A 26909-nucleotide genomic window follows, 5' to 3' on the forward strand; every position below is an offset into this window, starting at 1 on the left:
TATCAACGTCGACAGCCCACAAAACTTCACGACAAAGGCGCCGTGTTGCCCCGCTTGCCTAGCAAGCAGGGCAGCCGGCGCCTTTTTTCGTTCCCTACAGGAGCCCGCCCATGGCCAACAGCGAAGTGCGCAGCGTCTGCCCCTACTGCGGCGTCGGTTGCGGCATTGTCATGAGCGTTGCCGATGGCAAGGTTGGCAAGATCAGCGGCGACAAGCAGCACCCCAGCAATTTCGGCCGCCTGTGCACCAAAGGCCTCACCGCACACCTGCCGCTGACCGCCGCCGGGCGCATGAATGATGCCTATGTGCGCCAGCAGCGCAGCCAGCAGCCAGCGCGTACCGGCATCGACCAGGCCATCGCCGCCGCCGCTGCGCGCTTGCGCGGCATCATCGATCAGCACGGCCCCGACGCCGTGGCGCTCTACGTGTCCGGGCAGATGTCGCTGGAGGCCCAGTACCTGGCCAACAAGCTGGCCAAGGGCTTTATCCGCACCCGCCACATCGAGTCCAACTCGCGCCTGTGCATGGCCAGTGCCGGCAGCGGCTACAAGCTGTCGCTCGGTGCCGATGGCCCGCCCGGCAGCTACCAGGACTTCGAGCACGCCGACGTATTTCTGGTGATTGGCGCCAACATGGCCGACTGTCACCCGATCCTGTTCCTGCGCCTGCTCGACCGGGTCAAGGCGGGGGCCAAGCTGATCGTCGTCGACCCGCGGCGCAGCGCCACCGCCGACAAGGCCGACCTGTTTCTGCAGGTGCGCCCCGGCAGCGACATGGCCTTGCTCAACGGCCTGCTGCACCTGCTGCTGCGTAACGGCCACACCGACCCCGACTTCATCGCCCGCCACACCGAAGGCTGGGACGAACTGCCGGCCTTTCTCGATGACTACACCCCTGACCGGGTGGCCGCAATAACCGGGCTGGCCGAGGCCGACATCATCAGGGCAGCCGAATGGATCGGCAGCGCCAGCAACTGGATGAGCTGCTGGACCATGGGCCTGAACCAGAGCATCCACGGCACCTGGCACACCAATGCGATCTGCAACCTGCACCTGGCCACTGGCGCCATCTGCCGCCCCGGCAGCGGGCCGTTTTCGCTGACCGGCCAACCCAATGCCATGGGGGGCCGCGAGATGGGCTACATGGGCCCTGGCCTGCCTGGCCAGCGCTCGGCGCTGGTGGCGCAAGACCGCGCCTTCGTCGAGCAGCAGTGGCAACTGCCTCCGGGCAGCCTGCGCAGCGAAGGCGGCGATGGCACGGTGGCGCTGTTCGAGCAGATGAAAAGCGGTGCGGTAAAGGCCTGCTGGGTCATCTGCAGCAACCCGGTGGCCAGTGTCGCCAACCGGCAGCAGGTGATCGACGGCCTGCGTCAGGCCGAACTGGTGATTACCCAGGATGCCTTCCTCGACACCGAGACCAACCGCTACGCCGACATCCTGCTACCGGCTGCGCTGTGGGCCGAAGGCGAGGGCGTGATGATCAACAGCGAGCGCAACCTCACTCTCATGCCGCGCGCCGTCGAGCCGCCCGGGCAGAGCCTGCCAGACTGGCAGATCATCGCCCGGGTCGCCTGTGCCATGGGCTACGCCGACGCCTTCGACTACCCCGATGCGGAAGCTGTGTACGAGGAGATTCGCCGCTTTCACAACCCAACCACCGGCTACGACCTACGTGGCATCGGCTATGCCGAACTGCGCGAGCAGCCGCGCCAGTGGCCCTGCGCCCCGGGCCGTGACAACCCGCGCAGCCCGCTGCGCTATCGCAACGACGGCAGCAGCCAGACGCTGTTGCACCATGCCCAGGGCGAGTGCCCGGTGTTGGCCTTCCCGACCGCCAGCGGCAAGGCCCGCTTCTTGGCCCGGCCCTGGTTGCCAGCAGCGGAACTGCCGGATGCCGATTACCCCATGGTGCTGAATACAGGCCGCGTGCAGCACCAGTGGCACACCCTGACCAAGACCGGCAAGGTACCGGCGCTGAACAAGCTGGAGCCCGGCCCCTTCGTGGAAATCCACCGCGAAGATGCTGCCCGGCTAGGCATCGCCGAAAAGGACCAGGTGGCCATTCGCTCGCGCCGCGGGCAGGCCGTGCTACCCGCGCGGATCAGCGACCGGGTCATGCCTGGCAACTGCTTTGCCCCGTTCCACTGGAACGACCTGGTCGGCGAGCAACTGGCGATCAACGCCGTGACCTGCGATGCGGTCGACCCGCTGTCGTTGCAGCCGGCGTTCAAGCATTGTGCCGTGACCCTGGAGCGGGTTGCCGGTGAGCGCATCGAAGCCCTTGATCTGAACACTGCCAATCCGGAGCCTGCCCGCATGCCGACCGCCACCCTGTCCCGTCTGCTTGGCCTGGACACCCTGCCAGCCCCGGTGCTGGCCGAGGAAGAGCGCCATTATCTGCAAGGCTTCCTGCTAGGCCTGGACCAGGCGCGCGCCGAGGGCGTGCCCTGCCTGCCGGCCAGTGCGCCGCTGGCCGCCAACCGCCGGCTGTTCATCGATGGCTTGCTGGCCGGGCTGTTCGCCCAGCCGGCGGTGCTGCCCGATGCAGCGTTGATAGCACCACGGCACCAGGTGCTGTGGGCTTCGCAAACCGGCAACGGCGAGCTGTTGGCCGAACGCTGTGCCGAGCGCCTGCGCGGTGCCGGCCTCGACGTGCAGCTCAGTTGCATGGAAGCGGTCAGCCCGCGCCAACTGCAGGGCGCCGCCAGCGTGGTGCTGATCGCCAGCACCTTTGGCGATGGCGACGCGCCCGACAGCGCAGCGGCGTTCTGGCAAGCCTTGCAGGGCGAGGAGGGCGCCCACTGCGCCGAACTGCCTTTTGCCGTGCTGGCCCTGGGCGACTCCAGTTACGACCAGTTCTGCGGCTTTGGCCGCAAGCTCGACCAACGCCTGGCCGAGCTGGGCGGGCGGCGCCTGCTGCAGCGGGTGGACTGCGAGCCGGACTTCGACGACGCCTTCGCCGCCTGGCTGGATGCGCTGCTGCCTACGCTAGGCAGCGCTGCTGCACTGCAAGCGGTCACCGAGCCTGCGCCCGTGGCGACCTATGGCAAGCAGCAACCCTGGGCTGCCACCTTGCTGGAAAACCGCCTGCTCAACGGCCCGGGTGCCAGCAAGGAAACCCGTCAACTGGTGTTCGACCTGAGCGGCAGCGGTTTTACCTATGCCGCCGGTGATGCCTTGGGCGTGTGGCCGCGCAACTGTCCGGCCCTGGTCGACGAACTGCTGGTGTTGATGCAGCTCGATGGCCAGACCATGGTTCAGCTGAAAGGCCAACCCGCCATGCCGCTGACCGAAGCCCTGCAAGCGCACCTGGAGATTGCCAGGGTCACCACGCAGCAGCTGCTGGCCTTCGCCGGCAATGCCCCGGACCTGCAGCGCCTGCTGCAGCCCGAGTGCAAGGCCGAGCTGCAGGACTGGTTGTGGGGGCGGCAACTGGTCGATGTGCTGCGCGCCTTCCCCCAAAAGCTGCCGCTGGCCAGCTGGCTGGAGCTGCTCAAACCGTTGCAGCCGCGCCTGTATTCGATCAGCTCCAGCCCGCTGGCACACCCGCAGCAGGTGCACCTGACCGTTTCCACGGTGCGCTATGGAGCGCGAAAAGGGGTGTGTTCAAGCTTCCTTGCCGACCGTGCGCAGGCGCTGAAAGTGGCCATTTTCCCGCAAGTGTCGAAGCACTTTCGCCTGCCCGAGGATGACAGCGTGCCGGTGATCATGGTTGGCCCCGGCACCGGCATTGCGCCGTTCAGGGCCTTTCTCGAAGAGCGAGAGGCACGTGGGGCGAAAGGGGCCAACTGGCTGTTCTTCGGCGAGCAGTACGCGGCCACCGATTTCTATTACCAGGAGCAGCTGCAGGCCTGGCAGGCTGCAGGGCACCTGCGTCTGGACACGGCGTTTTCACGCGACCAGGCCGAGAAGGTCTATGTGCAGCAGCGCATGCTCGAACAGGGCGCGCAGTTGTGGCAGTGGCTGGAGGCGGGGGCGTACTTCTACGTGTGTGGCGATGCGCAGCGCATGGCCAAGGATGTGGATGCGGCGTTGCGGGCGATCGTCGCCGAGCATGGCGGCATGGATGCAGGGGCTGCTGCGGCTTATGTCGAAGCGCTGGGCAGGGCCAAGCGGTATCGGCGGGATGTGTATTGATGTGCACCGGGATGGGGTGTTGTGCACTGTGAATGTGCATGACCTGTGCCGGCCTCTTCGCGGGTGAACCCGCTCCCACAGGCACTGCACAGGTCTGAAAGATGTTGAGATCCCCTGTGGGAGCGGGTTCACCCGCGAGGAGGCCGGCACAGGCAACCCAGTTGGCACACTCCCTGCTTTATCCCAGTTACAACAAAGCCCACTGATCAACGGCGATCAACCCGGGCCCCTTCCGTGATGAATACAGGCAAAGGCGCCTGGAGCTTCGGCTCCAGGCGCTTTTTTTTTTGATCGAGGATCGGCTTATGAAGGCAACAGCGAGCAGCGGGCAACGAGAGCGACTGGTCATCGTCGGCAACGGCATGGTCGGCCACCATTGTGTCGAACAACTGGTCAGCCGCGGCGCCCTGCAGCGCTTCGAAGTGCATGTGTTCGGCGAAGAGCGCCAACGCGCCTATGACCGCGTGCACCTGTCCGAGTATTTCGGCGGCAGCTGTGCCGAAACCCTGGCCCTGTGCGGGCAGGACTTTTACGGCAGCAACGGGGTGCACCTGCACCTCGGCGAAGCGGTGCTGGAAATCGACCGTGAGTGCGGCGAAGTGGTCACCGCCGAGGGCCGCTACGGCTACGACCAACTGGTGCTGGCCACAGGTTCCTACCCCTTCGTGCCGCCGATCGAAGGTTCCAGCGGCAATGCCCGCCTTGTCTACCGCACCCTCGACGACCTCGACGCCATCCGCGCTGCCGCAGCCAGTGCCCGCCGTGGCGTGGTAGTGGGTGGTGGCCTGCTTGGCCTGGAAGCAGCCAACGCCCTCAAGTCGCTGGGCCTGGAAGCCCACGTGGTGGAGTTCGCCCCACGGTTGATGCCGGTGCAGCTGGACGGCGAGGGCGGTGCCGCGCTCAAGGCACAGATCGAAGCGCTGGGTGTTGGCGTGCATCTGTCGCGTGCCACCCAGTCGATCAGTGCGGGTGAAGACTACCGCTACCGCATGAACTTCGATGGCGGCGAGCACCTGGAAACCGACCTGATCGTGTTCTCCGCGGGTATCCGCCCGCAGGATGCCCTGGGCCGTGCCTGTGGCCTGGACATCGCCGCGCGTGGTGGCGTGGTGATCGACAACCATTGCCGCAGCAGCGACCCACGCATCTTTGCCATCGGCGAGTGCGCCTCGTGGAACGGCAGCGTGTTCGGTCTGGTCGCCCCGGGCTACAGCATGGCGCGCAACCTGGCGGCATTGCTGATGGGGGAAAGCACTGGCGAATTCACCGGTGCCGACATGTCTACCAAGCTCAAGTTGCTGGGCGTGGATGTCGGCTCCATCGGCGATGCCCATGGCGCTACCCCTGGCGCACGCAGCTACCGCTTCATCGACGAAGCCAACAGCGCCTACCGCCGGCTGGTGGTGGATGCCAGCGGCAAGCACGTGCTCGGTGCGGTGCTGGTCGGCGACAACAGCTACTACGACACCCTGCTGCAATACGCCCAGAACGGTATCGCCCTGCCAGCCGACCCCGCGGCACTGATCCTGCCGCAAGGCGGTGGTGCACCGGCCCTGGGCGCCGATGCGCTGCCCGACAGTGCGACCATCTGCTCGTGCCACAACGTCAGCAAGGGCGCGGTGTGCGCCGCCATCGACAGCGGCTGCGGCGACCTTGCCGCAGTCAAGGGCTGCACGAAAGCAGCTACCGGTTGTGGTGGTTGCGCGGCACTGCTCAAGCAGGTGTTCGAGCATGAGCTGACCGCCCGCGGCGTGGCGGTGGACAAGAGCCTGTGCGAGCACTTCGCCTACACTCGCCAGGAACTGTACGGTCTGGTACGGGTGGAGGGTATCCGCACCTTCAACGAACTGCTCGAACGCCACGGCAAGGGCCACGTTGGCTGCGACATCTGCAAGCCGGCGGTGGGCAGTATCCTCGCCTCGTGCTGGAACCAGCCGATCATGGACCCGGCGCTGGTGCCGCTGCAGGACACCAACGACACCTTCATGGCCAACATGCAGAAGAACGGCACCTACTCGGTGGTGCCGCGCATCCCCGGTGGTGAAATCACCCCCGACAAGCTCATCGTGATCGGCCAGGTGGCGAAAAAGTACGACCTGTACACCAAGATCACCGGCGGCCAGCGCATCGACTTGTTCGGCGCCCAGTTGCACGAGCTGCCGCTGATCTGGGGCGAGCTGATCGAGGCCGGCTTCGAAACCGGCCATGCCTACGGCAAGTCGACCCGCACGGTGAAATCGTGCGTTGGCAGCACCTGGTGCCGTTACGGCGTGCAGGACAGCGTCGACATGGCCCTGCGCCTGGAAGACCGCTACAAAGGCCTGCGCAGCCCGCACAAGCTCAAGTTCGCGGTGTCCGGTTGCACTCGCGAATGCGCCGAGGCACAGAGCAAGGACATCGGCGTGATCGCCACCGACAAGGGCTGGAACCTGTACGTGTGCGGCAATGGCGGCATGCGCCCGCGGCACGCCGAGCTGTTCGCCACCGACCTCGACGACGAGACCCTGGTGCGCCTGATCGACCGCGTGCTGATGTTCTATATCCGCACCGCCGACAAACTGCAGCGCACCTCGGTGTGGCGCGAGAATCTGGAAGGTGGGCTGGACTACCTGAAGCAGGTGATCATCGACGACAGCCTGGGCTTGGCCAGCGAGCTGGAAGCGCAGATGCAGCATGTGGTCGACCAGTATGAATGCGAGTGGGCCAACGCCCTCAACGACCCCGAGAAGCTCAAGCGCTTCCGTACGTTCGTCAACGACCGCCGCGCCGACCCGGACGTGCATTTCGTGCGCGAACGCGAACAGCGCCGGCCTGCTGCGCCGCTGCACCTGATCCCAACCGTCGAGGAGGCTGTCTGATGAAGCTGTCCAATGCTGCTGTAAAGACCCACGAGAACTGGCAGGCGGTGTGCCAGGCGGATGACCTGGTGGCCGATTCCGGGGTGGTGGTTTGGCTCGACGGGGCCCAGGTGGCGTTGTTCTACCTGCCGGGGCAGGCGCAGCCGCTGTACGCGGTGGACAACCGCGACCCGCGGTCCGGCGCCAACATCATCGGCCGCGGGCTGGTCGGTAGCTTGCAGGGGGAGTTGGTGGTGGCGGCACCATTGTACAAGCAGCACTTCAGCCTGGAGAGCGGGGAGTGCCTGGAGGATAGCGGGCAGCGCCTGCGGGTGTGGCCGGTGCGGTTGAATGGGGAGGCGGTGGAGTTGGCTGTGGCTTGATGCTCATCAGCCTGTACGGCCCTTTCGCGGGTTTACCCGCGAAAGGGCCGTACAGGTCATCTGCATGCGGTAAGCTTGAGCCCATGAACCTCGACACCCGCATCAAGTACCGCCACCTACTGTGCTTCCTGGAGATTGCCCGGCAGGGCAGCCTGGCCAGGGCTGCCGACATCCTGGCAATCAGTCAGCCGGCCATCTCCAAGACCCTCAAGGAACTCGAAGACCTGCTGGAAACGCGCCTGTTCGCGCGCAGCCGCCAGGGCGTCGAGCTGACCCCGGCCGGCACGCGTTTCATGCGCTATGCCGGGCCCAGCGTGCAGGCCCTGCGCGATGGCGTAAGCAGCCTGCGTGGCGAGGCGCGGGTGCCATCGCAGGTACGCATCGGGGTGCTGTCCACGGTCGAAGGCCTGCTCATGCCCGAAGTGCTGTGTCGCCTGCACCAGCGGCATGAGGCGCTGGTGATCAGCGTGGTCACCGGGGTCAGCGCGCAACTGCTCGGGCAGTTGCGCCTGGGCGAACTGGAGCTGGTGGTCGGGCGCATGACCGACAGCCCACAGATCCAGGGGCTGTCGTTCGAGCACCTGTACAGCGAGTCGATGAGCCTGGTGGTACGGCCCGGCCACCCGCTGCTGGCCGGCACGCCGGTGGAGCGGGCGCAGGTGGGCCGTTACCCGTTGGTATTGCCGCCTGCTGGCACCACCATCCGCCAGCATGCCGACAGCCTGTTCGTGCAATGTGGCATCCAGATGCCGGCCCAGCGCCTGGAAACCCTGTCACTGGCCCTGAGCCGACGCTACCTGCTGGGCAGTGATGCGCTGTGGGTGGCACCACGCGATGCCGTGCTGCTGGACCTTCGCCGTGGCGAGTTGGTCGAACTCGACCTGGGCGTGCGCGAGCCCGGCGGCTCGGTCGGTATCTGCCGCAATGCCGCCTTGCCACAGAGCCTGCCTGGGCAGTGGGTATGCGAGGTACTGCGCGAGGTGGCAGGGCAGTACCGAGAGGGTGCCTACCCTTGAACCCGCTCCGTCAACAGGGCACTGAGGGCCTTGAGGCTGTCGTCGCTCAGGCTGCCGCTGGCCGCCATCAGGCGTAACTGTGCCTGCAGGATGGCATAGCGCTGTCGGGCCAGTTGCAGGCGCGTGCGAGTCAACTGCTGCTCGGCATCCAGCACATCGTTGCTTATCCGTGCGCCGGCCTCGTAGGCGTGCGTGGTAATGCGCAGATCGCTCTGGCTGGAACGCAAGGCCTGTTGCAGGGCCTGGTACTGGCTGATGCCACCGGTGAGGTTGAGGTAGGCCTGACGGGCCATGAAATCTGCCTCGCGTCGCGCATCTTCCAGCTCGCTCTCGGCGGCGCCCTGCAGGGCACGTGCCTCGCGCGTGCGGCTTTGGGTGCCGCCACCGGCGTACAGGGGAACGCTGAGCTGCACACCGACCACGGTCTGGGTGTACTTCTCCTCGGGTACGGTCACGTCGTACAGGCTGCCTCCCACGGAGGCAAAGCGGCCGTGCGCGGCCACCAGGTCGAGGGTTGGCAGATGGCCGGCCCGTTGTTTGTCCACTTCCTGTTCGGCGATCAGTTGGCGTACTTCGGCTGCCTGCACCTTCAGATTGTGCTGGCGGGCCTGGTCGGTCCAGGCATCCAGCCGGGCCGGTTGCGGGCCACTGAAGGAGACCAGGTCATCAGGCCTGGCCAGCTCGCCCGGCATACTGCCAGTCAGCCTGGCCAGCGCCTGCTGGTTGAGGCGCAGGGCATTGTCGGCGGCAATCTGCTCGGCCTGCGCGAGGTCGTAACGGGCCTGGATGCGCTGCACCTCGTTCTCGGTACCCGAGCCTTCGCGGCGCAAGCGCTGTGCCTTGTCCAGTTGCTGGCCGAGGGTGTGCACCTGCTGGCGGCTGGTAGCCAACTGGTCTTCGGCCAGCAACAGTTCGAAGTAGGCGTCGGCCACGCGCAGCATCAGGTCCTGGCGCGCAGCGAGCAGGTCGATTTCACCGGCGGTGGCCAAGGCCTTGCCCTGTTCATGGCCGACGACGTTCTGCCAGCGCAGCAGGGGCTGTATCAATACCAGCGCGTAGGCATTGGAGTTGTCGCGGTTGCGGTGTGCAGGGCCGCTGTGTTCGCGGTCGACCCAGGCTGCGCCGCTTTCCAGGGACAGGTGCGGCAGCAATTTAGCCAGCGCCTGTGGTGCCTTCTGCGCCGCTGCCTGTTGACGTTGCTGCGCCGCAGCGTAGGCCATGTCATGCCCCAGGGCTTGCTGGTAGGTCTGGTACAGGTCGCTGGCCTGGACCGTGCTGGCGCAAGCCAGTGCCAGCGCCAGCACGGCTAGGCAGGTTCGTGTGCTTTGTCCGAACACGTCACGGACTCCTTTGCAAGTGAGGGCTTGGGTAGGCGGGAGTTGCGCATCAGCAGCACCATGGGCACGCCGATCAGCATCACCGCACCGAGCAGGCCGAAGAGCATGCTGAAACCGAGCATCTGTGCCTGCTCCCGGGCCTGCATGAAGGCCAGTACGGCGTTGGCCTGGTCTGCACCGAGCAGGTCGGTGGAGAGCCGTCGCGGGTCGAGGTTGGCCAGGTCCCAGCCGCTGGCAAGCAGGCTGTTTTCGTCGACGTGCTCGGATAGTTGCCGGTAGCGTGCCCAGGAGAAACGCGTGAGCAGGGTGGCGGCGATGGCGATGCCCACGCTGCCGCCCAACTGGCGCATCAGGTTGAGCACGCCGGAGCCCACCGAGATCAGCTGCGCCGGCAGTTGGCGCATGGCCAGGTTGGTCAGTGGCACGAAGATCATGCCCAGCCCGAAGCCACGGATGATCAATGGCCAGTACAGGGTGTCGGGGTTGCTTTGCAGGGTGAACTGGGTATGCAGGTACATGGCGTAGCCGTAGACCAGGATGCCCACGCAGATGAAGTAGCGCTCATCGATGCGGTTTTCCTGCGACAGCTTGCCGATCACCAGGGTACTGACCGCACTGGCCAGGGCACCGGGGAAGATCACAAGGCCACTTTGGTAGGCGCTTTGCTCGAGCAGCGTCTGCAGCAGCAGAGGCACCATGAACAGCGTGCTGTACAGGCCGAAACCGACGCAGAAGGCGCAGATCGATCCCAGAAGAAACTCGCGGTTGCTGAACAGCGCGAGGTTGACGATCGGGTTGGCCACCCGCCGCTCCCAGTAGCAGAACCCGATCAGGCCGAGCAGCGCCAGTGCCAGGCACAGCAGGCTGAGGTCTGACTCAAGCCAGTCCCAGTGTTCGCCACGCTCCAGCAGGATCTGCAAGCTGCCGACGCCGATTGCGAGCAGCACGAAGCCCGGATAGTCGATGCTTTGCGGGCGTCGCTCGTTGGGTGAATCGCCTACGCACAGCCATGCCAGCAGCAGGGCCAGCGCGCCGATCGGCAGGTTGATCAGGAAGATCCAGTGCCAAGAGAACTCGTCGATCAGGTAGCCGCCGACCGAGGGGCCGAGGGTTGGCCCCATCATCACCCCGACGCCGTACAAGGCCAGGCCGGCGCTGACCTTTTCCTTGGGGAACACGTCGTAGATGATCGCCTGCGAGATGCCCAGCAAGCCGCCCCCGGCCAGGCCCTGCACCACTCGCCACAGCACCATCTGCCACAGCTCCTGCGACAGCGCGCAACCGAGCGAGGCCAGCACGAACAGCGCCGATGACACCAGGTAGTAGCGGCGCCGGCCAAACCAGGCAGACAGCCAGCCGCTGGCCGGCAGGATCACCACGTTGGCGACGATGTAGCCGGTCGAAACCCACGAAATTTCGTCCACCGACGCCCCGAAACCGCCCATCAGGCTGGGGATGGCGACGTTGACGATGGTGACGTCGAGCAGCTCCATCATCGAGATCAGGGTGACTGTCACGGCCACCAGCCACGGCGACTTCATAGCGGCTGCCCGCTGTCGCGGGTATCGACCTCGACGAACACGCTCATGCCCTGGCTGAGCGCCTGTTGCATGTCTTTGGGCAGCTGGCGGAACTCGATGCGCGCCTGGATGCGTTGCACCACCTTGGTGAAGTTGCCGCTGGCGTTCTCCTGTGGCAGCAGCGAGAAACGCGCGCCAGTGGCCGGCACCAGGCTATGTACCACGCCCTCCAGCTGCTGCCCCGGAAAGGCATCGACGCTGATGCGTGCAGGTTGGCCGACACGAACCCTGCCGATCTGGGTTTCCTTGAAGTTGGCCACTACCCACATGTGTTCTGTACTGACCAGGCTCAAGAGTTTTTGACCGGCCACCACGAATTGCCCGGGCTGCACATCCTTGTGCACGATCACCCCACCCTGCGGGGATGCCTGCCGGGTGTCCTGCAGTTCGATGCGGGCCAGTGCCAGGGCCGACTCAGCGGCCTTGATCCGGTACTCTTCAACTTTCAGCGCGGCCTGGTTGGCCAGGGTACCTTCGCGGGCTGCGGTGGAGTTGTCGCGGGCCGCCTGCAGCTGGTGGCTCAGGGCGCTGAAGCGTGCGCGGGCGGCTTCCAGGTCCTGGGTACTTACAACGCCCTGGTCGGCCAGGCGCCGGGTGCGTTGATAGTCGCTGCGGGCCTGTTCGACATTGGCCGCCAACTGACCGATGGTGGCCTGTGCTGCCTGACTGCGCGCAGCTGCACTGCGGACCTGGCTGTCCACCAGGCCGGGCATGCCGCCTTGCCCGGTGGCCACCAGCGCGCTCAGGTAATTGGCCCGCGCCTGTTCAACCCGCTGCTGATATTCGTCATCGCGCACCTGGAACAGCAGGTCCCCTTTGTTCACGCGCGTGTTTTCGTGCACAGGCACGTCCACCACCACGCCGCTCAGCCGCGCCCTGATAGGGATGATCACGCCTTCCACTTCGGCATTGTCGGTGCTGACGTACTGCCGTGCGTATTGCCAGCGCTGCAGCCCGAGTGCTGCCAGGCCTGCGATGACCAGCACCGATACTGCCAACTTGGCGTACTTGCCTTTCACCATGTCACACGCTCTCGTCCATGTCGTTGGGGGCCAGAACCCCTTGCCTGCGTCGGGCGCAGGCAAGGGATGATGCTCAGCTGGTTGCTGGCGCGCACGTGGCCTGTGCTGCCGCGCGCTGATGCAGTTGCTCCAGCACGCCATCCCACAGCACGGTGCGGGCTACCAGCGCGTCGGCGGCGCTTTTCGCCAGGGTCTGCTGTTGCGCCGGTTCGCTGACGATCTCGGCGATGATGCGTTTGGCTGCCGGGCCGTGATCGTCGCCGTCCATTTCGATGTGGCGCTTGAGGTAGTAGGTCAGCATCGGCACGCTGGCTTCATCGATGGCCCAGCGTTGCAGCAGGCCGCCGAACATGTCCGGGATGATGTCTTCGCGGCCGAAGAAGAAATACGCCAGCACCTGCTCGGTCGAGCCGTGCAGGGCAACTTCCAGGGTCTTGCTGACGAACACCTTGGCCGGCAGCGGAATGTCGACATTGGTCAACGCCTGGGCAAGGGGCACGCCTGCTTGCAGCAGTGCCTGGAACTGGCGGAACGGGCCGGTATCGGCGCCGATCTCGTCCATTGCGCCAAGGTACAGCTCCAGATGGCTGATGAAGCCGCCGTCGGGGTGTTCGTCGGTTTCCTCGCCGGTGACGATCTCGTTGATCAGCCGCGCGGCAAGGATATGCCTGGGTGGCAGCCAGGGCAGGGAGACGCAGGTCAGGTCGCGCTGGATGCGCTTGAGCAGCGTCATGAAGTCCCACACGGCAAAGACGTGGTTCTCCATCAGCAGGCGTACATCATCCAGAGTGCTGATGCGGGCGAACAGTGGGTGTGCCAGCAGGGTGCGGCGTTCGTTTTCAATCAGTTCATCGACGTCAAAAGACATACTCGGCTCCTTGAGTTTTGGGGCTCGCCAGGCGTACATCACAGCCCGGGGCTACCTGGCGGTGGCATCGTCTGCCAGGCGCCGGCATAGGGGAAACGTGCCTTGCAGTAGCGCAAGGCTCCGAAGAAACGCGGTTCGATCAGCGCCTGTCGGCCTTCGTACCAACCGCTGGCGAGCAGTTGGCGGTGCAGGCGAGGCAGGCGCCAGCACGGCACGCGCGGATACAGGTGGTGCTCCAGGTGGTAGTTGGAGCCCAGGTGCAGCAGGGTGCTCAGTGCTGCGGTACGCGAGCGGGCCACCGGCAGCGCTACATCGGTTTCGAAGGCATGCTCCTGGTAGGCGTTCAGGGCAGAAATCAACAAGGCCAGCAGCAGGCAGCCCGCCACGGCAGGCAGCAGCGGTGGCCACTTTGCCGCCAGCAGCAGCCACAGTGCCGGCCACAGCAGCTGGCAGGCCAGGTTGGCTCTGGCCAGCAAACGGATCTGCCGGTCGGGCAGTGGCAATGTGCCGCTGACCTGGGCGCCGGGCAGGGCCAGGCGCACGGTTTGCAGCAGATACCAGGCGGTGGCATGCAGGCGTGACACCAGCAACCGGGTGGCGGCCAGGCGATAGCGCCGCAACAGGCGCCAGTCCGGGTCCTGGGGGCTACCGTTGTAGCGATGGTGCTGCCAGTGGTCGACGAAGTAGCCGGTGACGCAGAAGCCCGTGAGCATCGAGCTCAGCGCCACCGCCAGCATGCAGCTGTACAGGCGGTTGTCGCTGAGGTTGAAGTGGAAACCCTCGTGGCCCAGGATGCCCTGCAGAAACAGGCCGTAGCCCGCCAGCAGCAGCAATGGCAAAGCCAGCGGCCATGCCTGGGGGGCGCGGTCGACGATGGCCACAAGCAGTGCCAGCGGTGCGGCGAACAGCAGCAACGCGTAGCCGATCACCAGGGTGGTTTCCAGCGCTGACGGCGTCAGCAGGCTTCGCTCAGGGCGCAGCAGGGGCTTGTCCAGTGCCAGTTGCGTCATCGGCCTGGCCTCAGTCGATCAGTTCGGGTTTGAGCGACAGCTGCCCGGCCTTGCTCAGGCTGCGCAAGCGCAGGCCGATGAAGGCATCCACCAGGCTTGGCAGCCAGCGTGCGGTGTACATGGCCACGCTGCCGAGGAAGGTCAGGCCGCGGTTGCGCAGGCCGTGGCGGGTGCAGGCACGCACCAGGCCATTGCTGGCGTCATCGAGTTTTTCCTCAAGCGACAGCAGCACGCGTTCGCCGCGCTTGAAGCTGACCAGGCGCTTCACCGACAGACCGACCCGTTCGGCCGGGTCGTGAATGGCCGTGTCGATGAACCCGGGGAACACCGTGACCACATCCAGTTGCCCGGGGTACTGCATGCGCAGCACATCCGAATAGGCGCTCAAGGCTCGCTTGCTGGTGGCGTAGGCGGCCACGTACGGGGCGTTGACCAGCGCGAACAGCGAAGACACGTTGACCACCTTGCCACGCTTGCGCAGCAATGCCGGCAAGAACCGCGAGGTCAGTTGCCACGGAGCCAGCAGGTTGACTTCCAGTGCGCGACGCACATCATCGTTTACCCCTGTTTCGCCCCGTTCCAGGGTCAGCACCCCGGCATTGTTGATCAGGATGTCGATGTCGCCGAAGCGCTCCAGGATGGAGGCAGCAGCTTCGTCCAGGCGTTCGCGGTCGCACAGGTCGAGCAGGTAGTAGGCATCGAAGTTCAGTGCCCCATGCGGCTCGAGCCGGTCGATGCCGATAACGGTTGCCCCTTGATGCTTGAGTTTGCGTGCGGTTTCCAGGCCCAGGCCGCGTGCCGCGCCGGTAATGACGACGATCTTGTTGTGCAGTTTCACGGGGTGACTCCATTGGCAATGCTGAAGGTGGCGCCTTGCAGGTAGCGGTCGAGGTTGGCCGTCATGCTGAAGCGTCCGGGCGGGTGGAACTGCAGGCCGCGGGTACTGGCCAGCCAGTCGCAGCCCTGGTTCGAACGGATGAACGACAGGCCGCCGAGCATCTGGTGGGCCAGGTCGGACGCGCTGGCCAGTTGCTGTTCGATGCCGTAGCGGGTCAGCAGCAGGCGCGCCAGCAGGTCGTCGGCGTCGCCTTGCAGGTGTTCCACCTCGTGCGCCAGGCCTTCCAGCGCACTCATGCACAGTTGCAGCTGGCAGGCCAGCTGCACGCGCTGCTGGTCGCTCCAGCGGCGCTCGTCGATCGCCCGCTCGACCAGGCCCATGCAGGCGCCCAGGTAGCTGGCGCTGATCAACAGCTCGAACCAGATGAAACCGATGGTCTGCACATCGCCAAGCTGCGATTTCAGCCCGGCGGAGAAGATCATCTTGTCGCTGACGTAGACGTCCTCCAGGCGCAGCTCCTGGCTCTGTGCGGCGGCCAGCGCGCTGTTGCCCCAGAACGGGTGGCGGCTGATGCCGGGGGCGGAGGCGGGGATGAGTGCGATCATCAGCTCCTCGCCGTCCTCGCTGGTGCGGCTGTAGCTGGCAGTCAGCAGGTCCATCGAGCTGCTCAGGCTGCACGGTTGCTTGCTGCCGCTCAGGCGGACTCCGTCAGCCAGCTGCACGGCTTCCATGCCGGCATCCAGGATGCCGCCTCCCGGTACGCCTTCGGCGAAGCCAGAGGCCAGCAGCAGACGCTGCTTGGCAATGGCCGACAACAGCAGGCCTTCGGCACCTGCGCCCCGGGCGGCGACGGCAACCAGGCTGGCCACGGAAAACTGATGCATGGTGCTGGCCACGGCCAGTGAAGGTGACAACGCACCGAGGGCCAGCTGCACCTGCAGCGCCTCGCATGCGCTGGCGCCCAGGCCACCACCAGCCTTCGGCACCAGCAAGGCAACCGGGCCGGTATGCTTGAACCAGTCCACAACCGGGCTGTCAGCGGCTTCGCGCTGTTCGAAGGGCAACTCCGTCAGCAGTTTGGCAAAGTCCGGGGCAAAGCGTTGCAAGGTCTGCCTGGCGTTGTGCAGGAGTGACAGGGGCATGGCTCAATCCTTGATCTGGCTGTTCGGGAACAGGCCATGGATGATGGCGCTGATGTTGTCGCGGATCGCTTGCCGGGCGACCGGGTCAAGCATGTCGGCCAGCATCGGCAGACCCAGGTCGAAGTTCGAACGGAAGGCAATGCTGGCGCCTTCGGCGGTTTCGCTGACTTGCCACGAGCCGGAAAAGTGGTCGATATCACCAGCGGTCTGGCGGAAATGGATATGCAGGTTGGCCGGGTCGAACACATCACGCTCCTGCCATTTGAGGATGCCGCTGTGGAAGTTCACCTCCCAGTTGCTCAGCACCTCATGTTCATGCACGGCTTCGATTTCGATGTTGCGCACCGACTCGCAAAACTGTGGATAGGCGCTGAAGTTACTGATGGCGGCGTAGACCTGTTCGGCGCTCTGGCTGGGTACATGGGCGTTCAGGCTGACTTCGTTCATTTCGGTGTCCTATTCAAAGGTACGGGCAAGGGCGCGGGCGAAACCGCCGAGCAGCCATTCAACGTCGCTGTCGCTGTACAGGGCAGGCGGCGTCAGGCGGATCACCCGGTGATCGTTGAGGGAGTGGTTGACCACGATGCGTTGGTCGATCAGGTGCATGACCATGTTGGCCGCCAGGCCGGCATCGGCGAACTCGACCCCCAGCAACAGCCCGGTGCTACGCAGTTGCACCTGGTTGCCGCAAGGGTGTTGCCGCAGCACGTTCTGCAGGCCCTGGCGCAGGCGTTGCCCCAAGGCTTCGGCACGGGGTACCAGCTGTTCGTGCTGCATCACCTGCAAGGTCGCCATTACCGCAGCCATGGCCAGCGGGTTGGCGCCGAAGGTGGAGGTGTGCATCAGCGGGTTGCGATTGAGCGGTGCCTGCATGTCGGCAGTGCAAACCATGGCACTTACTGGCACGCAGCCGCCGGAGAGGCTTTTGCCGACCAGCAGGATGTCCGGTACCACGCCCTCGTGCTCGCAGGCCCACCAGCGCCCGGTACGGCCCATGCCCGACTGGATCTCGTCGGCAATCAGCACAGCGCCGTACTGGTCGCAGAGTTGGCGCACCTGCTGCAGGTAGCCGGCTGGAGGTACTATCACCCCGGCCTCGGCCTGTACCGGCTCGAGGATGACGCAGGCGCGTTCGGGCTGCGCCTGCAACTGCTGGCGCAGGGCATCGGCATCACCGAATGGTACGAAGTGGCTGTCGCCCAGGCGGTCGGCAAAGGGTGAGCGATACAGCGTCCGGCCAGTGACCGCCAGCGAACCCAGGGTCTTGCCGTGGTATCCACCCTGGGTCGAGATCACCTGTTGGCAACCGTTTAGCCAGGCCAGTTTCAGCGCCGCCTCGGTGGCTTCGGTACCGGAGTTGCAGAAGTACACATACTGCAGGGGCGCCGGGCATACCGCGGCCAAGGCCGCAGCGGCCTGGGCCTGGAACGGGTTGAGCATGAGCTTGCTGGCCATCGGGTGGCTGTGCAGCTGGTGGCTGACCTTTTCAACCACCTGCGGGTGCGAATGCCCGAGCAGGAACACGCCGTAGCCGCCGGCATCCAGATAGCGGTTGCCGTCCATGTCGAACAGGTAGACGCCTTCGCCGGCTACCTCGATCGGCAGGTTCATCATCGACGCAAGGCGGGCATAGCCGGCATTGACATGGTCACGGTACTGGGCGCGTACCTGCTCGGCGTCCAGCCCTTCAGGCAGGGGAGTGAAGCTGTTCATCGTCTCAGGCCTCCATGGCCAGTTCGCCGTGGCGCTCACCTGAGGCCGGTGTTCTCAGCATGCGTTGCATGGCCGAAAGCTTGGGGGACAGGCGGGCCAGCGTCAGTGCCAGCTCCTGGCGCGGCGAACGCATGGCCAGGCGCCGGGCTGGCAACAGCTGCTCCAGCGAGCTTGGCAATGGCTGCAGCAGGCTGGCGTAGCGGCACAGCTGGGTGGCGCGGCCGAGGGCTGCGCGGATGTTCTCCTCCAGGGCTGGCAGGAACACCGGGCGCACCAGGCGTTCGTAGATATCCGGGTTCATGCAGCGCGGGCGCTGGAACGGCTTGCCCTGGTCCTGCATTTCCGCGCACATCAGGTCGAGCAGGGTGCGGATATCGAGCGCCTGCGGGCCGTTGCTGAGGAAGTAGTCGTCGCCGATCAGGCGCTGGTCCAGTGCGCTGGCGATGCCGGCCGCGGCAACATCACGGGCGATCACATCGACTCGTCCGTTCTCCGGGCACGGGATGATCGGCAGGTAGCCGGACATCATCAGCCCCATGGTCAGGTGAAAACCCTGAAGCATGGGCATGTGGCCACTGTGGCTGTCGCCGATGATGATCGACGGGCGGAAAATCGACACCGGCACGCCTGCATCGCGAACCAGGCTCTCGGCCTGGCGCTTGACCACTTCGTACGGGGTCGAAGGCATCACGCCGGGGTGATAGTCGCACGGGTGGGTGAAAGCGGTGCTGATGTGGTACAGCGGCACATCGGCGTCGCGGACAAACTCCAGCACTTGTTCGGTGCCTTGGTAGTTGACCGAGAACACCGCTTCGGCGTGGCCATCCAGGCGGGTGATAGCTGCGCAATGGATGACCCAGTCGACGCGCCTGGTCAGTGCCAGGTAGTCCGCGCCGGACAGGCCCAGGCGCGGTTGGCAGATATCACCGCGCAGGGTTTCTACCCCTGGATGGCGGATGCTGCTGCGACGGGTCAGGCAGACCAGGTGATAGCGCTCGGCCAGTTGGCCGATCAGGGTATCACCCAGTACGCCGGCACCGCCGGTAAGGAAAACGGTCAGCCGCGAGGGTCCTGACATGGGCTAGCACTCCTTGCTCGCTAGGTTGATGAACTGGCATGTGCCATGGCGCCCGTCTGCCTGGCCGCCGCAAGGGGGCCAAGGAACCGGAACGATTAAAAAAGCCGACCTGTGATCACATGGCCGGCAAGTGGCCCTGCGCCTGATGGTGGAGACCCCGGTTGGCGCGGGCTGGAGGGGATGATGGCGATTTAGAACTGTGGATTCTTGAATGAATCGCTTGTATTGCGCAGCACCATGGCGACGCGGCTGGGCGACATGCCGACCATCCGTCGCATCGTGCGGGTGAGGTGGGCCTGGTCAGCGAAGCCGCCGGCGACAGCGGCATCGCTGAGGCTGGCTTCATGGGCAAGGGCGTGGCAGGCGCGTTCGAGTTTGCGCCAGATGATCCATTGCGACAGGGGCACGCCCATCTGTCGCGTGGCGAAAAAGCGCAGGCGTGGGCTGGAAAGGCCCACCGCGCTGGCTGCACGCGAGACCGCACCAATGCCGGCCCAGTCCTGGCGCAGCAGGTTCAGGGCATTGGACAGGCGTGGGTCGAAGCTTTCGGGGGGGACCAGTTTGAGCTCCAGGGCTGCCACCACCTCGTGGAAGTTGGCGGCCAGGCGCACGCAATCGACGATATCCTGGCTGACAGCCGCCTTGCCGCTGTCGTCGAGCAGGGCTTTGAGCGCGCGGCCAAGTGGCGCATCCGGATACAAGTAGAGGAAGGCGACGCGGTCCGGGTTGGGCAGTGAACGGTGGTCGACCGATGGCCCTATCAGAACCCCGGGCGCGGTGAGGACCTGCTTGCCGAACTCCACGGTGATGTCGTAGCGCAGGCCGATGCACAGCTGGATGGCGACATGGGCATGGGCTTCGGTCTGGTCGCTTTTGCCGGTGTAGCCCAACCAGTAGTCACCGAAGGTTACTGCTCCGTCCCATCTCATTGTGCATCCCTGAAGCCTGTTCTAGATAGCTTGGCCACATCCGGGCCAGTATCCTGAAAGCGGCAGATGATAGCGTTATGGTATATCTTGGTCGACACAAAGCGTAACGAATGATCTGTCGTTGCAATTATGGCTTTTCTGCCGAGTGCAAGGTTATGGAACTAATCCGGCTTTACTGGCTCTTATGCCGGTAGCCATGGGTTGGGGGCGCCTGATAAGCTCGCGGCTTCTACCCTGATTGCCCTTATGGCGCATGAACAAGGAAATTACATGAAACAGCATCGTTTGGCGGCTGCGGTTGCCCTGGTTGGCCTGGTACTGGCTGGCTGTGATCAACAGACCAGCAGCCCCGAGCTGAAGACTCCGGCACAGAAAGCCTCCTACGGTATCGGCCTGAACATGGGCAAGAGCCTGGCTCAGGAAGGCATGGAAGACCTTGATTCGAAAGCAGTAGCCCTCGGCATCGAAGACGCCGTTGGCAAGAAGGAACAGCGCATCAAGGATGAAGAGCTGGTAGAGGCCTTCACCGCGCTGCAGAAGCGTGCCGAAGAGCGCCTGGCCAAGGCCAGCGAAGAAGCCGCCTCCGCCGGCAAGAAGTTCCTCGAGGAAAACGCCAAGAAGCCAGGCGTGGTCACCACTGCCTCGGGCCTGCAGTACGAAGTGGTCAAGAAGGCCGACGGCCCGCAGCCCAAGGCGACCGACGTGGTTACCGTCCACTACGAAGGCAAGCTGATCGATGGCAAGGTGTTCGACAGCTCCGTCGAGCGCGGCAGCCCGATCGACCTGCCTGTCAGCGGCGTGATCCCGGGTTGGGTCGAAGGCCTGCAGCTGATGCACGTCGGCGAGAAGTACAAGCTGTTCATCCCGGCTGAACTGGCCTACGGTGCGCAGAGCCCTAGCCCGCTGATCCCGGCCAACTCGGTACTGGTATTCGACCTGGAACTGATCGCCATCAAGGATCCGGCCCAGCTGCAAGGCGCCGAGCCGGAAGCGGAAGCTCCTGCCGAGGCCCCGGCCGAAGCGCCTGCCAAGTAACACTGGCTGGCCCACGCAAAACGCCCCGTCCTGACGGGGCGTTTTCGTTTGTGCCGGGTGGTTGGACGAACCTGCAACTGCTGATACTGTCCGAGGAAATGCAGCGTCAGGAAGCAGGATGCTTTTGGCGCAAACCGTTTGCGGCGTACGCACCCCACGGTATGAAATGACTGTGTAAAAAACGCCCGATCTGACCGGGGCCCTTGCCTGGCAGGCACCTGGGGTCGGAAACGTCGCCCTGTTCACAAGGTTATCCACAATAAATGTGGATAACCTTTTCCTCTTGGAGGCTCCATGAGCGCACCCTGGAATTTCGCCCGTTTCCTGCCCTTGGCCGAGCGCCTGCTCAGCCGTGGCCGGTTGCCGGCCTTGCTGTTTGCGGTCGCCCGCAAAGGCCCGCGCATTGGCCAGTTGCGTGAAGATGTGAAGCTGCTGCAGTCGCTATGCCTGGCCTGGTGGCGCGGCGAGTACCGCGCCATCAGCCCCAAGGCGCTGCTCACTGTCGTCGCTGGGCTGCTGTATTTCGTCAGCCCCATCGACGCTATCCCAGACTGGCTGCTGGGCGTGGGTTTCCTCGACGACATCGCGGTGCTGGGTTGGGTGCTGAAGACCGTGGCCGACGAACTGGCACGCTTCAAGGCCTGGCGTGACTCCCAGGCGCCCGAACGGCTGCGCGTGGTCGAGCGCCTGCCGGCCACCCCTGAAGCCCTGCGGTTGGAACGCAACACCCAGTGAAACCGGCCGCAACCGCAGCGCAACTGCACAGACCCCAGAGTTGGTAATATAATTGGCATAAGGGTTATGCCTACGGATTACATGCTGTAATCCTTTTTAAAGGGGTTTGTAATGGGTATTCAGGTCATCAGCCGGGACGGTCAACCCGAGTACGCCGTCGTTCCCTGGGAACAGTACCAGGCACTGCTCAAGGCCGCTGGGCAGGCACCAGCCGAGGTGCTTGCCAGTGAAGCGCAGGGCGATGTGGCCAGTGCGCCATTGCCGGCCTTCAGCGAAGTGGCACAGATTCGCCAGGCCAAGGGCATTGCCCCTGAGCAACTGGCGCGCAATGTCGGGGTAAGCCCGGCGTACCTGGCCATGATCGAATCGGGCGAACGCCAGCCAGATGCTGCTATCCGCCGTGCTCTGGCGTGGCATCTGGGGGTGGCTGGCTGGAGCGAGCCATCATGAGCCAGGTCAGGATCAGCCGTCAGCACTGGGATAACCTGCTGGGCGAGCTTGACCTGGCCCGTCGTCAACGTCACTTGCTGACGTATCGAGCGCTGATCGAGCGCTTGCAGTTGCCCAGCCCGGCCATGCAGACGCTCACAGCCGCGCTGGAGTACCTGGCGGTGCTGGATGCCCGCGCCGAGCAGCCATTGCGCAGCTCGCTGGTAATCAGCCAAGGTGCCAGCCGTTTGCCGCGTACCGGTTTTTTCGAGTGCGTGGAGCGCCTGGGGCGTTTCTCCGGGCCCGTGGATGGTATGGAGGCGGCGTCGTGGCATGCCTCCGAAGTCGTCCGGGTGTTCGAGTACAGCTACCCTGAAACAGCCTGATTCGTTGCCTGTTCCGGCCTCTTCGCGGGTAAACCCGCTCCCACAGGTTCACCACAGGTCTTGAGCCTTGTGTTCTACCTGTGGGTTTACCCGCAAAGAGGCCGGAACAACGGGCAAAGCATCCCTGTGGATCAGCCCGCAAGCCCTGCCATCGGCATCCACCACCTCCAATACCTCCAGGTGCCGGTGCCGGCCAAACAACTCCAGCAACTGCCCAATCGTGGCATTGAGCCGCACCGTCGGCTGTTCGGCTTGCGGAGCGTTCATCAGCGCCGGTAGTGGCCGGCTTTCGCGCGCCCCCAGCTCCTGCGGCCGCCCAAGCAGGTAGCCCTGCACCAGGTCCACGCCCATCTCCAGCAATACCGCCAGCTCTTCCACCAGCTCGATACCTTCGGCAATCACCTGCGCCTTCGACGCTCGCGCAATCTGCAATATCGAACCGACGAATTCACGCTTGAGCGGGTCGCGATGGATGCCGTCGATGAAATGGCGGTCGATCTTCACGTATTCGGGGCGCAGCTCCGACCACAGGCGCAGGCTCGAATAACCGGCCCCCAGATCGTCGATGGCAATCGAGAAGCCCATGTCCCGGTAGTGGTGCAGGGCATTGGACAGCAGCTGGAAGTCGTCGGTCGGGGTATGTTCGGTCAGCTCGATCACCACCCGGCTGGGCGGCAGGCCGACCTGTTCGAGCAGTTTAAGGGTTTGTCCGGAGGGGTAGTGCGGCTCGAGCAGCGATTCCGGCGAGATGTTGAGAAACAGCTTGCCCTGCAACTGCTGTTCACTGAAACGCCGGCAGGCGCTTTCCCGGCAGGCAGCCTCCAGCTCAGTCAGGCGGCCGGCCTGGCGGGCGATGGTAAACAGGTTCAGCGGTGCGTGCAGCGGACTGTTGGACGGCCCGCGACTCAATGCTTCATGGCCGAAAACCCGTTGCTCGCTCAGGCACATGATCGGCTGGAACAGGCTGTGAATACTGCGTTGAGCCAGGATGGCACTCAAGGCACTGAGCTGTTCGGCGACGGTCATGACGTATTCCTGAAAATGAAAGGGCCGGGCGTTTCCACGCCCGGCCCCTCTATTTCACGACAGCGCGATGACTGTTTGATGACATGTGTGACTAATTTGCCATCATTGCCACAGTGCCTTACTTCTTGGCCACCTTGGTGCTTGCACTCAGGTAGTCGATCAGGATGCGGCCGGTTTCCGACAGATAGGCATCGTCCTCTGGCTTGGTGTTTTCATCCTCGGTCGGCAGCGCGTCCTCGTCCTCTTTCTTCAGTTCCTTCAGTGGCTCTTCACCCTTGGCCTTGCGGCGAATGTTCTCCAGCGCCAGTTGCTTGGCCTCGATTTCGTCGTGGCGTGCACGGCGGTCCTGTTCGTTGAGGCTGACGGTCTTCTCGTTCATCAGCTTTTGGGTCAGGGCCAGGCGGTCGCGGATGTAGGTGAATTCCGCATCCTTGTCGCTGCGTGCTTCATGCTGCGCCTTGAGCTGGGCCAGGAACGGCTTGAACGGGTCGGCTGCGGGCTTGACCACTGGGCGAATGGTGTCCCATGGCATGGCCTCGGGCAGGGCGCTTTCGCCGATTTCCTTGGTGTCGATGATCGACGGGTAATCGATGTCCGGCAGTACGCCTTGGTGCTGGGTGCTCTGCCCGGAAACCCGGTAGAACTTGGCCAGGGTAAGCTTCAGCTCGCCATGGTTGAGTGGCTGGATGGTCTGCACGGTGCCTTTGCCGAAGGTCTGGCCACCGATGATCAGCGCACGGTGGTAGTCCTGCATGGCACCAGCGAAAATCTCCGAAGCCGAGGCCGACAGGCGGTTGACCAGCAGCGCCAGCGGGCCCTTGTAGAATGCCCCCGGGTTTTCGTCTTCCAGCACGTCGACACGGCCGTCGCTGTTGCGCACCAGCACGGTCGGGCCTTTCTCGATGAACAGGCTGGTCAGCTCGGTAGCTTCCTGCAGCGAGCCGCCGCCGTTGTTGCGCAGGTCGATGACCACGCCGTCGACTTTTTCCTTCTGCAGTTCGGTGAGCAGCTTCTTCACGTCGCGCGTGGTGCTCTTGTACTCCGGGTCACCGGCGCGATAGGCCTTGAAGTCGAGGTAGAAGGCCGGGATTTCGATGATGCCCAGCTTGTAGTCACGCCCGTCCTGCTTGAGCTTGAGCACCGACTTCTTCGCTGCCTGCTCTTCGAGCTTCACCGCCTCGCGGGTTATCGACACGATCTTGCTGGTCTGGTCGCTAGGGGCGTTGCTGGCCGGGATGATCTCCAGGCGCACCACCGAGCCTTTCGGGCCGCGAATCAGTTTCACCACTTCGTCCAGGCGCCAGCCGACCACGTCGACCATTTCCTTGTTGCCCTGGGCCACACCGATGATCTTGTCGGCCGGTGCCACCTGCTTGGTCTTGGCCGCCGGGCCTGCCGGCACCAGGCGCACGATCTTGACCTGGTCGTTGTCGCTTTGCAGCACTGCGCCGATACCTTCCAGCGACAGGCTCATGTTGATGTCGAAGTTTTCTGCGTTATCCGGCGACAGATAGTTGGTGTGCGGGTCGTAGGACTGGGCGAAGGTGTTGATGTAGGCTTGGAAGATGTCCTCGGCACGGGTCTGGTCCAGGCGCGACAGCTGGTTCTTGTAGCGCTTGGTCAGGGTTTCCTGGATCTGCTTGGGTTCCTTGCCGGCGATCTTCTGGCGCAGCACTTCATCCTTGACGCGTTTGCGCCACAAATCGTCGAGCTCGGCCTGGTTCTTCATCCACGGGGCGTCCTTGCGGTCGATCAGCAAGGTTTCCTTGGCGTTGAAGTCGATCTTGTCCACGCCCTTGTTCAGCTCGGCCAAGGCGAAGTCCAGACGTTGCTTTACACGGTCCAGATAGCGTTTGTAGATGGTGAAGCCCGGGTCCAGGTTACCGCTCTTGAGGAAATCGTCGAATTGCGTTTTCCATTTGTCGAATTCGGCGATGTCGGCGGCGGTGAAGTAGCTGCGCGCCGGGTCCAGCAGCTTGATGTAGCTGTCATAGATGATGACCGAACGGGCGTCGTCCAGCGGCGGCTTGCTGTAGTGGTGGCGCTTGAGCAATTCCACCACGTTGAGGCTGGCTACGATCTCGTCGCGGTCCGGCTGCAGGCTGTCCCACTTGTTGGCGGCCGCCGCATTGCCGCCGAGCGTGAGGCTGCCCAGGCCGACCATCAGCGCCAGGGCGGTGCTTGGGAGGAAATGCTTCATGCTGATTCGACGTGGAGACAATTGATCACGCATAGTAGGCCGTCTTTTCTGTTCACCGGTTGCAAAAAACCGGATGCATACTGCAAAAAGCCTGGGGACTTGGCGTTCCCAGGCTCGGTCATATGATTCAACTATGGAGGCACTGTGAAGGCATTGCAAGGCGTTGACGGACATGTGGCCTGGGTCGAGGCCGAACGCCCGACCTGTGACGCGGGCCAAGTGCGCATTCGCGTGGCTGCTGCGGGGCTGAACCGCGCCGATCTGCTGCAGATGAAAGGTTTGTACCCACCACCGCCAGGCGCCAGCCCATACATGGGCCTGGAGTGTTCCGGCGTGATCGAAGAAGTGGGCGCCGGTGCCGACTGGCGGGTGGGTGACCGTGTTTGCGCGCTGCTGGCCAGCGGCGCCATGGCCGAGGAAGTGGTGGTGGATGCCCGCCACGTGCTGCCTGTGCCCGAAGGCCTGAGCCTGCACGAGGCGGCGGGGTTGCCGGAGGTGTACGCCACTGCCTGGCTAAACATCTTCCAGCTCGGTGGCGTGAAAGCTGGCGAGAAGGTGCTGGTACATGCTGGCGCCAGCGGCGTTGGCTCGGCCGCCATCCAGCTGTGCAAGGCATTCGGTAGCCCTGTGTGGGTCAGCGTCGGTTCGCAGGACCGCCTGGCCTACTGCGAGGCGCTGGGCGCCGCCGGTGGTGTGGTACGTAACGAAAACCTGGAAGCGCTGGAAGGTTTCGGCCCGTTCGATGTGATTCTCGACCCGGTGGGTGCCAGTTACGGCGAGCTCAACCTCAAGTTGCTGGCGCGTGACGGGCGCTGGGTGATCATCGGCCTGATGGGCGGGCGCAAGTTCGAGCTGGACCTGGCACAGGTACTGGGCAAGCGCCTGGAGATTACCGGCTCTACGCTGCGCAACCGCGATGACGGCTTCAAGGCCGAGCTGCTGCGCGATTTGCAGCTGCAGGTGTGGCCGCTGTTTGCCGAAGGGCGCCTGTCGCCGCAGCTGGTGGATACCTACCCGGTGGAGTTCGCCCAGGCGGCGTATGCCGAGCTTGAGACCAACCAGGTGTCGGGCAAGCTGGTGATGGTGATCGACCCAGGCCTGGCTTGAGATTGCCGGGGCTGCTTTGCAGCCCATCGCGACACAAGGCCGCTCCTACAAGGTAATGCGATCTCCTGTAGGAGCGGCCTTGTGTCGCGAAAGGGGCGCAAA

Annotated in this window: 22 protein-coding genes; 9 read left to right on the forward strand and 13 right to left on the reverse strand. The window is 64.4% G+C overall.

The genetic code is table 11. The annotated features are described in order from the left end of the window. Positions 1 to 110: 110 nt before the first annotated feature. The 4 genes from V3314_RS10020 to pcaQ all read left to right on the forward strand — a co-directional run bounded on the left by V3314_RS10020 (position 111) and on the right by pcaQ (position 8372). Complete coding sequence (locus tag V3314_RS10020; RefSeq protein ID WP_338460180.1) at positions 111 to 4136, forward strand: bifunctional nitrate reductase/sulfite reductase flavoprotein subunit alpha; 4026 nt, start codon at positions 111 to 113, stop codon at positions 4134 to 4136. Positions 4137 to 4441: 305 nt separating this feature from the next. After that, positions 4442 to 6994, forward strand: a complete 2553-nt coding sequence (gene nirB / locus V3314_RS10025) for a nitrite reductase large subunit NirB (RefSeq protein ID WP_108481215.1) — start codon at positions 4442 to 4444, stop codon at positions 6992 to 6994. Then, on the forward strand, positions 6994 to 7356 hold the full coding sequence (nirD, locus tag V3314_RS10030) for a nitrite reductase small subunit NirD (protein ID WP_085601806.1): 363 nt from the start codon (positions 6994 to 6996) through the stop codon (positions 7354 to 7356). Before nirB ends, nirD begins: the two co-directional genes overlap by 1 nt. 83 nt (positions 7357 to 7439) lie before the next feature. Beyond that, positions 7440 to 8372: a pca operon transcription factor PcaQ gene (pcaQ, locus tag V3314_RS10035; protein WP_108481216.1), complete on the forward strand. Its 933-nt coding sequence runs from the start codon at positions 7440 to 7442 to the stop codon at positions 8370 to 8372. On the opposite strand, the gene V3314_RS10040 is transcribed toward pcaQ, so the two are convergent. From V3314_RS10040 to V3314_RS10090, 11 genes are all read right to left on the reverse strand, one after another. After that, positions 8363 to 9709, reverse strand: coding sequence for a TolC family outer membrane protein (locus V3314_RS10040; RefSeq protein WP_338460181.1), 1347 nt, complete (start codon positions 9707 to 9709; stop codon positions 8363 to 8365). The genes pcaQ and V3314_RS10040 overlap by 10 nt on opposite strands. After that, positions 9679 to 11250 (reverse strand): DHA2 family efflux MFS transporter permease subunit, encoded by a 1572-nt coding sequence (locus V3314_RS10045; RefSeq protein WP_108481218.1) that lies wholly within the window; start codon positions 11248 to 11250, stop codon positions 9679 to 9681. Before V3314_RS10045 ends, V3314_RS10040 begins: the two co-directional genes overlap by 31 nt. Further along, positions 11247 to 12311, reverse strand: coding sequence for an HlyD family secretion protein (locus V3314_RS10050; protein ID WP_046616743.1), 1065 nt, complete (start codon positions 12309 to 12311; stop codon positions 11247 to 11249). Before V3314_RS10050 ends, V3314_RS10045 begins: the two co-directional genes overlap by 4 nt. A 73-nt stretch (positions 12312 to 12384) precedes the next feature. After that, entirely contained in the window at positions 12385 to 13179 is a 795-nt protein-coding gene (locus tag V3314_RS10055; RefSeq protein WP_046616742.1) for a DUF3050 domain-containing protein, read from the reverse strand. 38 nt (positions 13180 to 13217) lie between these two features. Beyond that, positions 13218 to 14189, reverse strand: a complete 972-nt coding sequence (locus tag V3314_RS10060; protein ID WP_135001709.1) for a fatty acid desaturase — start codon at positions 14187 to 14189, stop codon at positions 13218 to 13220. A gap of 10 nt (positions 14190 to 14199) precedes the next feature. Then, positions 14200 to 15027: an SDR family NAD(P)-dependent oxidoreductase gene (locus tag V3314_RS10065; protein ID WP_196183629.1), complete on the reverse strand. Its 828-nt coding sequence runs from the start codon at positions 15025 to 15027 to the stop codon at positions 14200 to 14202. Continuing rightward, positions 15024 to 16169, reverse strand: a complete 1146-nt coding sequence (locus V3314_RS10070) for an acyl-CoA dehydrogenase family protein (protein ID WP_135001711.1) — start codon at positions 16167 to 16169, stop codon at positions 15024 to 15026. The genes V3314_RS10065 and V3314_RS10070 overlap by 4 nt, the downstream gene beginning before the upstream one ends. A 3-nt stretch (positions 16170 to 16172) precedes the next feature. After that, positions 16173 to 16616 carry an SRPBCC family protein gene (locus V3314_RS10075; RefSeq protein WP_046616739.1) on the reverse strand — a complete coding sequence of 148 codons (444 nt, stop codon included), beginning with the start codon at positions 16614 to 16616 and terminating at the stop codon, positions 16173 to 16175. 9 nt (positions 16617 to 16625) lie between these two features. Beyond that, positions 16626 to 17882, reverse strand: coding sequence for an aminotransferase class III-fold pyridoxal phosphate-dependent enzyme (locus tag V3314_RS10080; protein WP_322493225.1), 1257 nt, complete (start codon positions 17880 to 17882; stop codon positions 16626 to 16628). Positions 17883 to 17886: 4 nt separating this feature from the next. Further along, on the reverse strand, positions 17887 to 18960 hold the full coding sequence (locus V3314_RS10085) for an SDR family oxidoreductase (protein WP_085601797.1): 1074 nt from the start codon (positions 18958 to 18960) through the stop codon (positions 17887 to 17889). 191 nt (positions 18961 to 19151) lie between these two features. Then, a complete protein-coding gene (locus V3314_RS10090) occupies positions 19152 to 19889 on the reverse strand; it encodes an AraC family transcriptional regulator (RefSeq protein ID WP_135001712.1) in 738 nt (245 codons plus the stop codon). 270 nt (positions 19890 to 20159) lie between these two features. On the opposite strand from V3314_RS10090, the gene V3314_RS10095 reads away from it, so the two are divergent. From V3314_RS10095 to V3314_RS10110, 4 genes are all read left to right on the forward strand, one after another. After that, the gene (locus tag V3314_RS10095; protein WP_003257347.1) at positions 20160 to 20924 is read left to right on the forward strand and encodes an FKBP-type peptidyl-prolyl cis-trans isomerase; all 765 of its coding nucleotides are present in this window, start codon (positions 20160 to 20162) and stop codon (positions 20922 to 20924) included. 294 nt (positions 20925 to 21218) lie between these two features. Then, complete coding sequence (locus tag V3314_RS10100) at positions 21219 to 21659, forward strand: YkvA family protein (protein WP_046616735.1); 441 nt, start codon at positions 21219 to 21221, stop codon at positions 21657 to 21659. Positions 21660 to 21770: 111 nt separating this feature from the next. Beyond that, positions 21771 to 22109, forward strand: coding sequence for a helix-turn-helix transcriptional regulator (locus V3314_RS10105; protein WP_003257349.1), 339 nt, complete (start codon positions 21771 to 21773; stop codon positions 22107 to 22109). Beyond that, complete coding sequence (locus tag V3314_RS10110) at positions 22106 to 22474, forward strand: hypothetical protein (protein WP_013971408.1); 369 nt, start codon at positions 22106 to 22108, stop codon at positions 22472 to 22474. The genes V3314_RS10105 and V3314_RS10110 overlap by 4 nt, the downstream gene beginning before the upstream one ends. A 48-nt stretch (positions 22475 to 22522) precedes the next feature. On the opposite strand, the gene V3314_RS10115 is transcribed toward V3314_RS10110, so the two are convergent. Continuing rightward, positions 22523 to 23500, reverse strand: a complete 978-nt coding sequence (locus tag V3314_RS10115) for an EAL domain-containing protein (RefSeq protein WP_108481222.1) — start codon at positions 23498 to 23500, stop codon at positions 22523 to 22525. Between the two features lie 118 nt (positions 23501 to 23618). Beyond that, positions 23619 to 25700: a carboxy terminal-processing peptidase gene (locus V3314_RS10120; RefSeq protein ID WP_161797640.1), complete on the reverse strand. Its 2082-nt coding sequence runs from the start codon at positions 25698 to 25700 to the stop codon at positions 23619 to 23621. Positions 25701 to 25844: 144 nt separating this feature from the next. Between V3314_RS10120 and V3314_RS10125 the strand changes: the two genes are divergently transcribed. Beyond that, positions 25845 to 26807, forward strand: a complete 963-nt coding sequence (locus V3314_RS10125) for an NAD(P)H-quinone oxidoreductase (RefSeq protein WP_046616730.1) — start codon at positions 25845 to 25847, stop codon at positions 26805 to 26807. Positions 26808 to 26909: the final 102 nt, after the last annotated feature.

Origin of the sequence: Pseudomonas sp. TE3-3-F2023, from assembly GCF_036784815.1 — a bacterium.
GTDB classification, from domain to species: domain Bacteria; phylum Pseudomonadota; class Gammaproteobacteria; order Pseudomonadales; family Pseudomonadaceae; genus Aquipseudomonas; species Aquipseudomonas pudica.

What these genes read in the sequence shown, in the direction of transcription:
- V3314_RS10050 (WP_046616743.1), bottom strand. Translation starts at nt 12,311, where the DNA reads ATGGTGAAAGGCAAGTACGCCAAGTTGGCAGTATCGGTGCTGGTCATC.
- V3314_RS10115 (WP_108481222.1), bottom strand. Translation starts at nt 23,500, where the DNA reads ATGACCGTCGCCGAACAGCTCAGTGCCTTGAGTGCCATCCTGGCTCAA.
- V3314_RS10070 (WP_135001711.1), bottom strand. Translation starts at nt 16,169, where the DNA reads ATGCCCCTGTCACTCCTGCACAACGCCAGGCAGACCTTGCAACGCTTT.
- V3314_RS10110 (WP_013971408.1), top strand. Translation starts at nt 22,106, where the DNA reads ATGAGCCAGGTCAGGATCAGCCGTCAGCACTGGGATAACCTGCTGGGC.
- nirB (WP_108481215.1), top strand. Translation starts at nt 4,442, where the DNA reads ATGAAGGCAACAGCGAGCAGCGGGCAACGAGAGCGACTGGTCATCGTC.
- V3314_RS10080 (WP_322493225.1), bottom strand. Translation starts at nt 17,882, where the DNA reads ATGAACAGCTTCACTCCCCTGCCTGAAGGGCTGGACGCCGAGCAGGTA.
- V3314_RS10085 (WP_085601797.1), bottom strand. Translation starts at nt 18,960, where the DNA reads ATGTCAGGACCCTCGCGGCTGACCGTTTTCCTTACCGGCGGTGCCGGC.
- V3314_RS10120 (WP_161797640.1), bottom strand. Translation starts at nt 25,700, where the DNA reads ATGAAGCATTTCCTCCCAAGCACCGCCCTGGCGCTGATGGTCGGCCTG.
- V3314_RS10060 (WP_135001709.1), bottom strand. Translation starts at nt 14,189, where the DNA reads ATGACGCAACTGGCACTGGACAAGCCCCTGCTGCGCCCTGAGCGAAGC.
- V3314_RS10105 (WP_003257349.1), top strand. Translation starts at nt 21,771, where the DNA reads ATGGGTATTCAGGTCATCAGCCGGGACGGTCAACCCGAGTACGCCGTC.
- V3314_RS10075 (WP_046616739.1), bottom strand. Translation starts at nt 16,616, where the DNA reads ATGAACGAAGTCAGCCTGAACGCCCATGTACCCAGCCAGAGCGCCGAA.
- V3314_RS10090 (WP_135001712.1), bottom strand. Translation starts at nt 19,889, where the DNA reads ATGAGATGGGACGGAGCAGTAACCTTCGGTGACTACTGGTTGGGCTAC.
- V3314_RS10055 (WP_046616742.1), bottom strand. Translation starts at nt 13,179, where the DNA reads ATGTCTTTTGACGTCGATGAACTGATTGAAAACGAACGCCGCACCCTG.
- nirD (WP_085601806.1), top strand. Translation starts at nt 6,994, where the DNA reads ATGAAGCTGTCCAATGCTGCTGTAAAGACCCACGAGAACTGGCAGGCG.
- V3314_RS10100 (WP_046616735.1), top strand. Translation starts at nt 21,219, where the DNA reads ATGAGCGCACCCTGGAATTTCGCCCGTTTCCTGCCCTTGGCCGAGCGC.
- V3314_RS10095 (WP_003257347.1), top strand. Translation starts at nt 20,160, where the DNA reads ATGAAACAGCATCGTTTGGCGGCTGCGGTTGCCCTGGTTGGCCTGGTA.
- V3314_RS10020 (WP_338460180.1), top strand. Translation starts at nt 111, where the DNA reads ATGGCCAACAGCGAAGTGCGCAGCGTCTGCCCCTACTGCGGCGTCGGT.
- V3314_RS10045 (WP_108481218.1), bottom strand. Translation starts at nt 11,250, where the DNA reads ATGAAGTCGCCGTGGCTGGTGGCCGTGACAGTCACCCTGATCTCGATG.
- pcaQ (WP_108481216.1), top strand. Translation starts at nt 7,440, where the DNA reads ATGAACCTCGACACCCGCATCAAGTACCGCCACCTACTGTGCTTCCTG.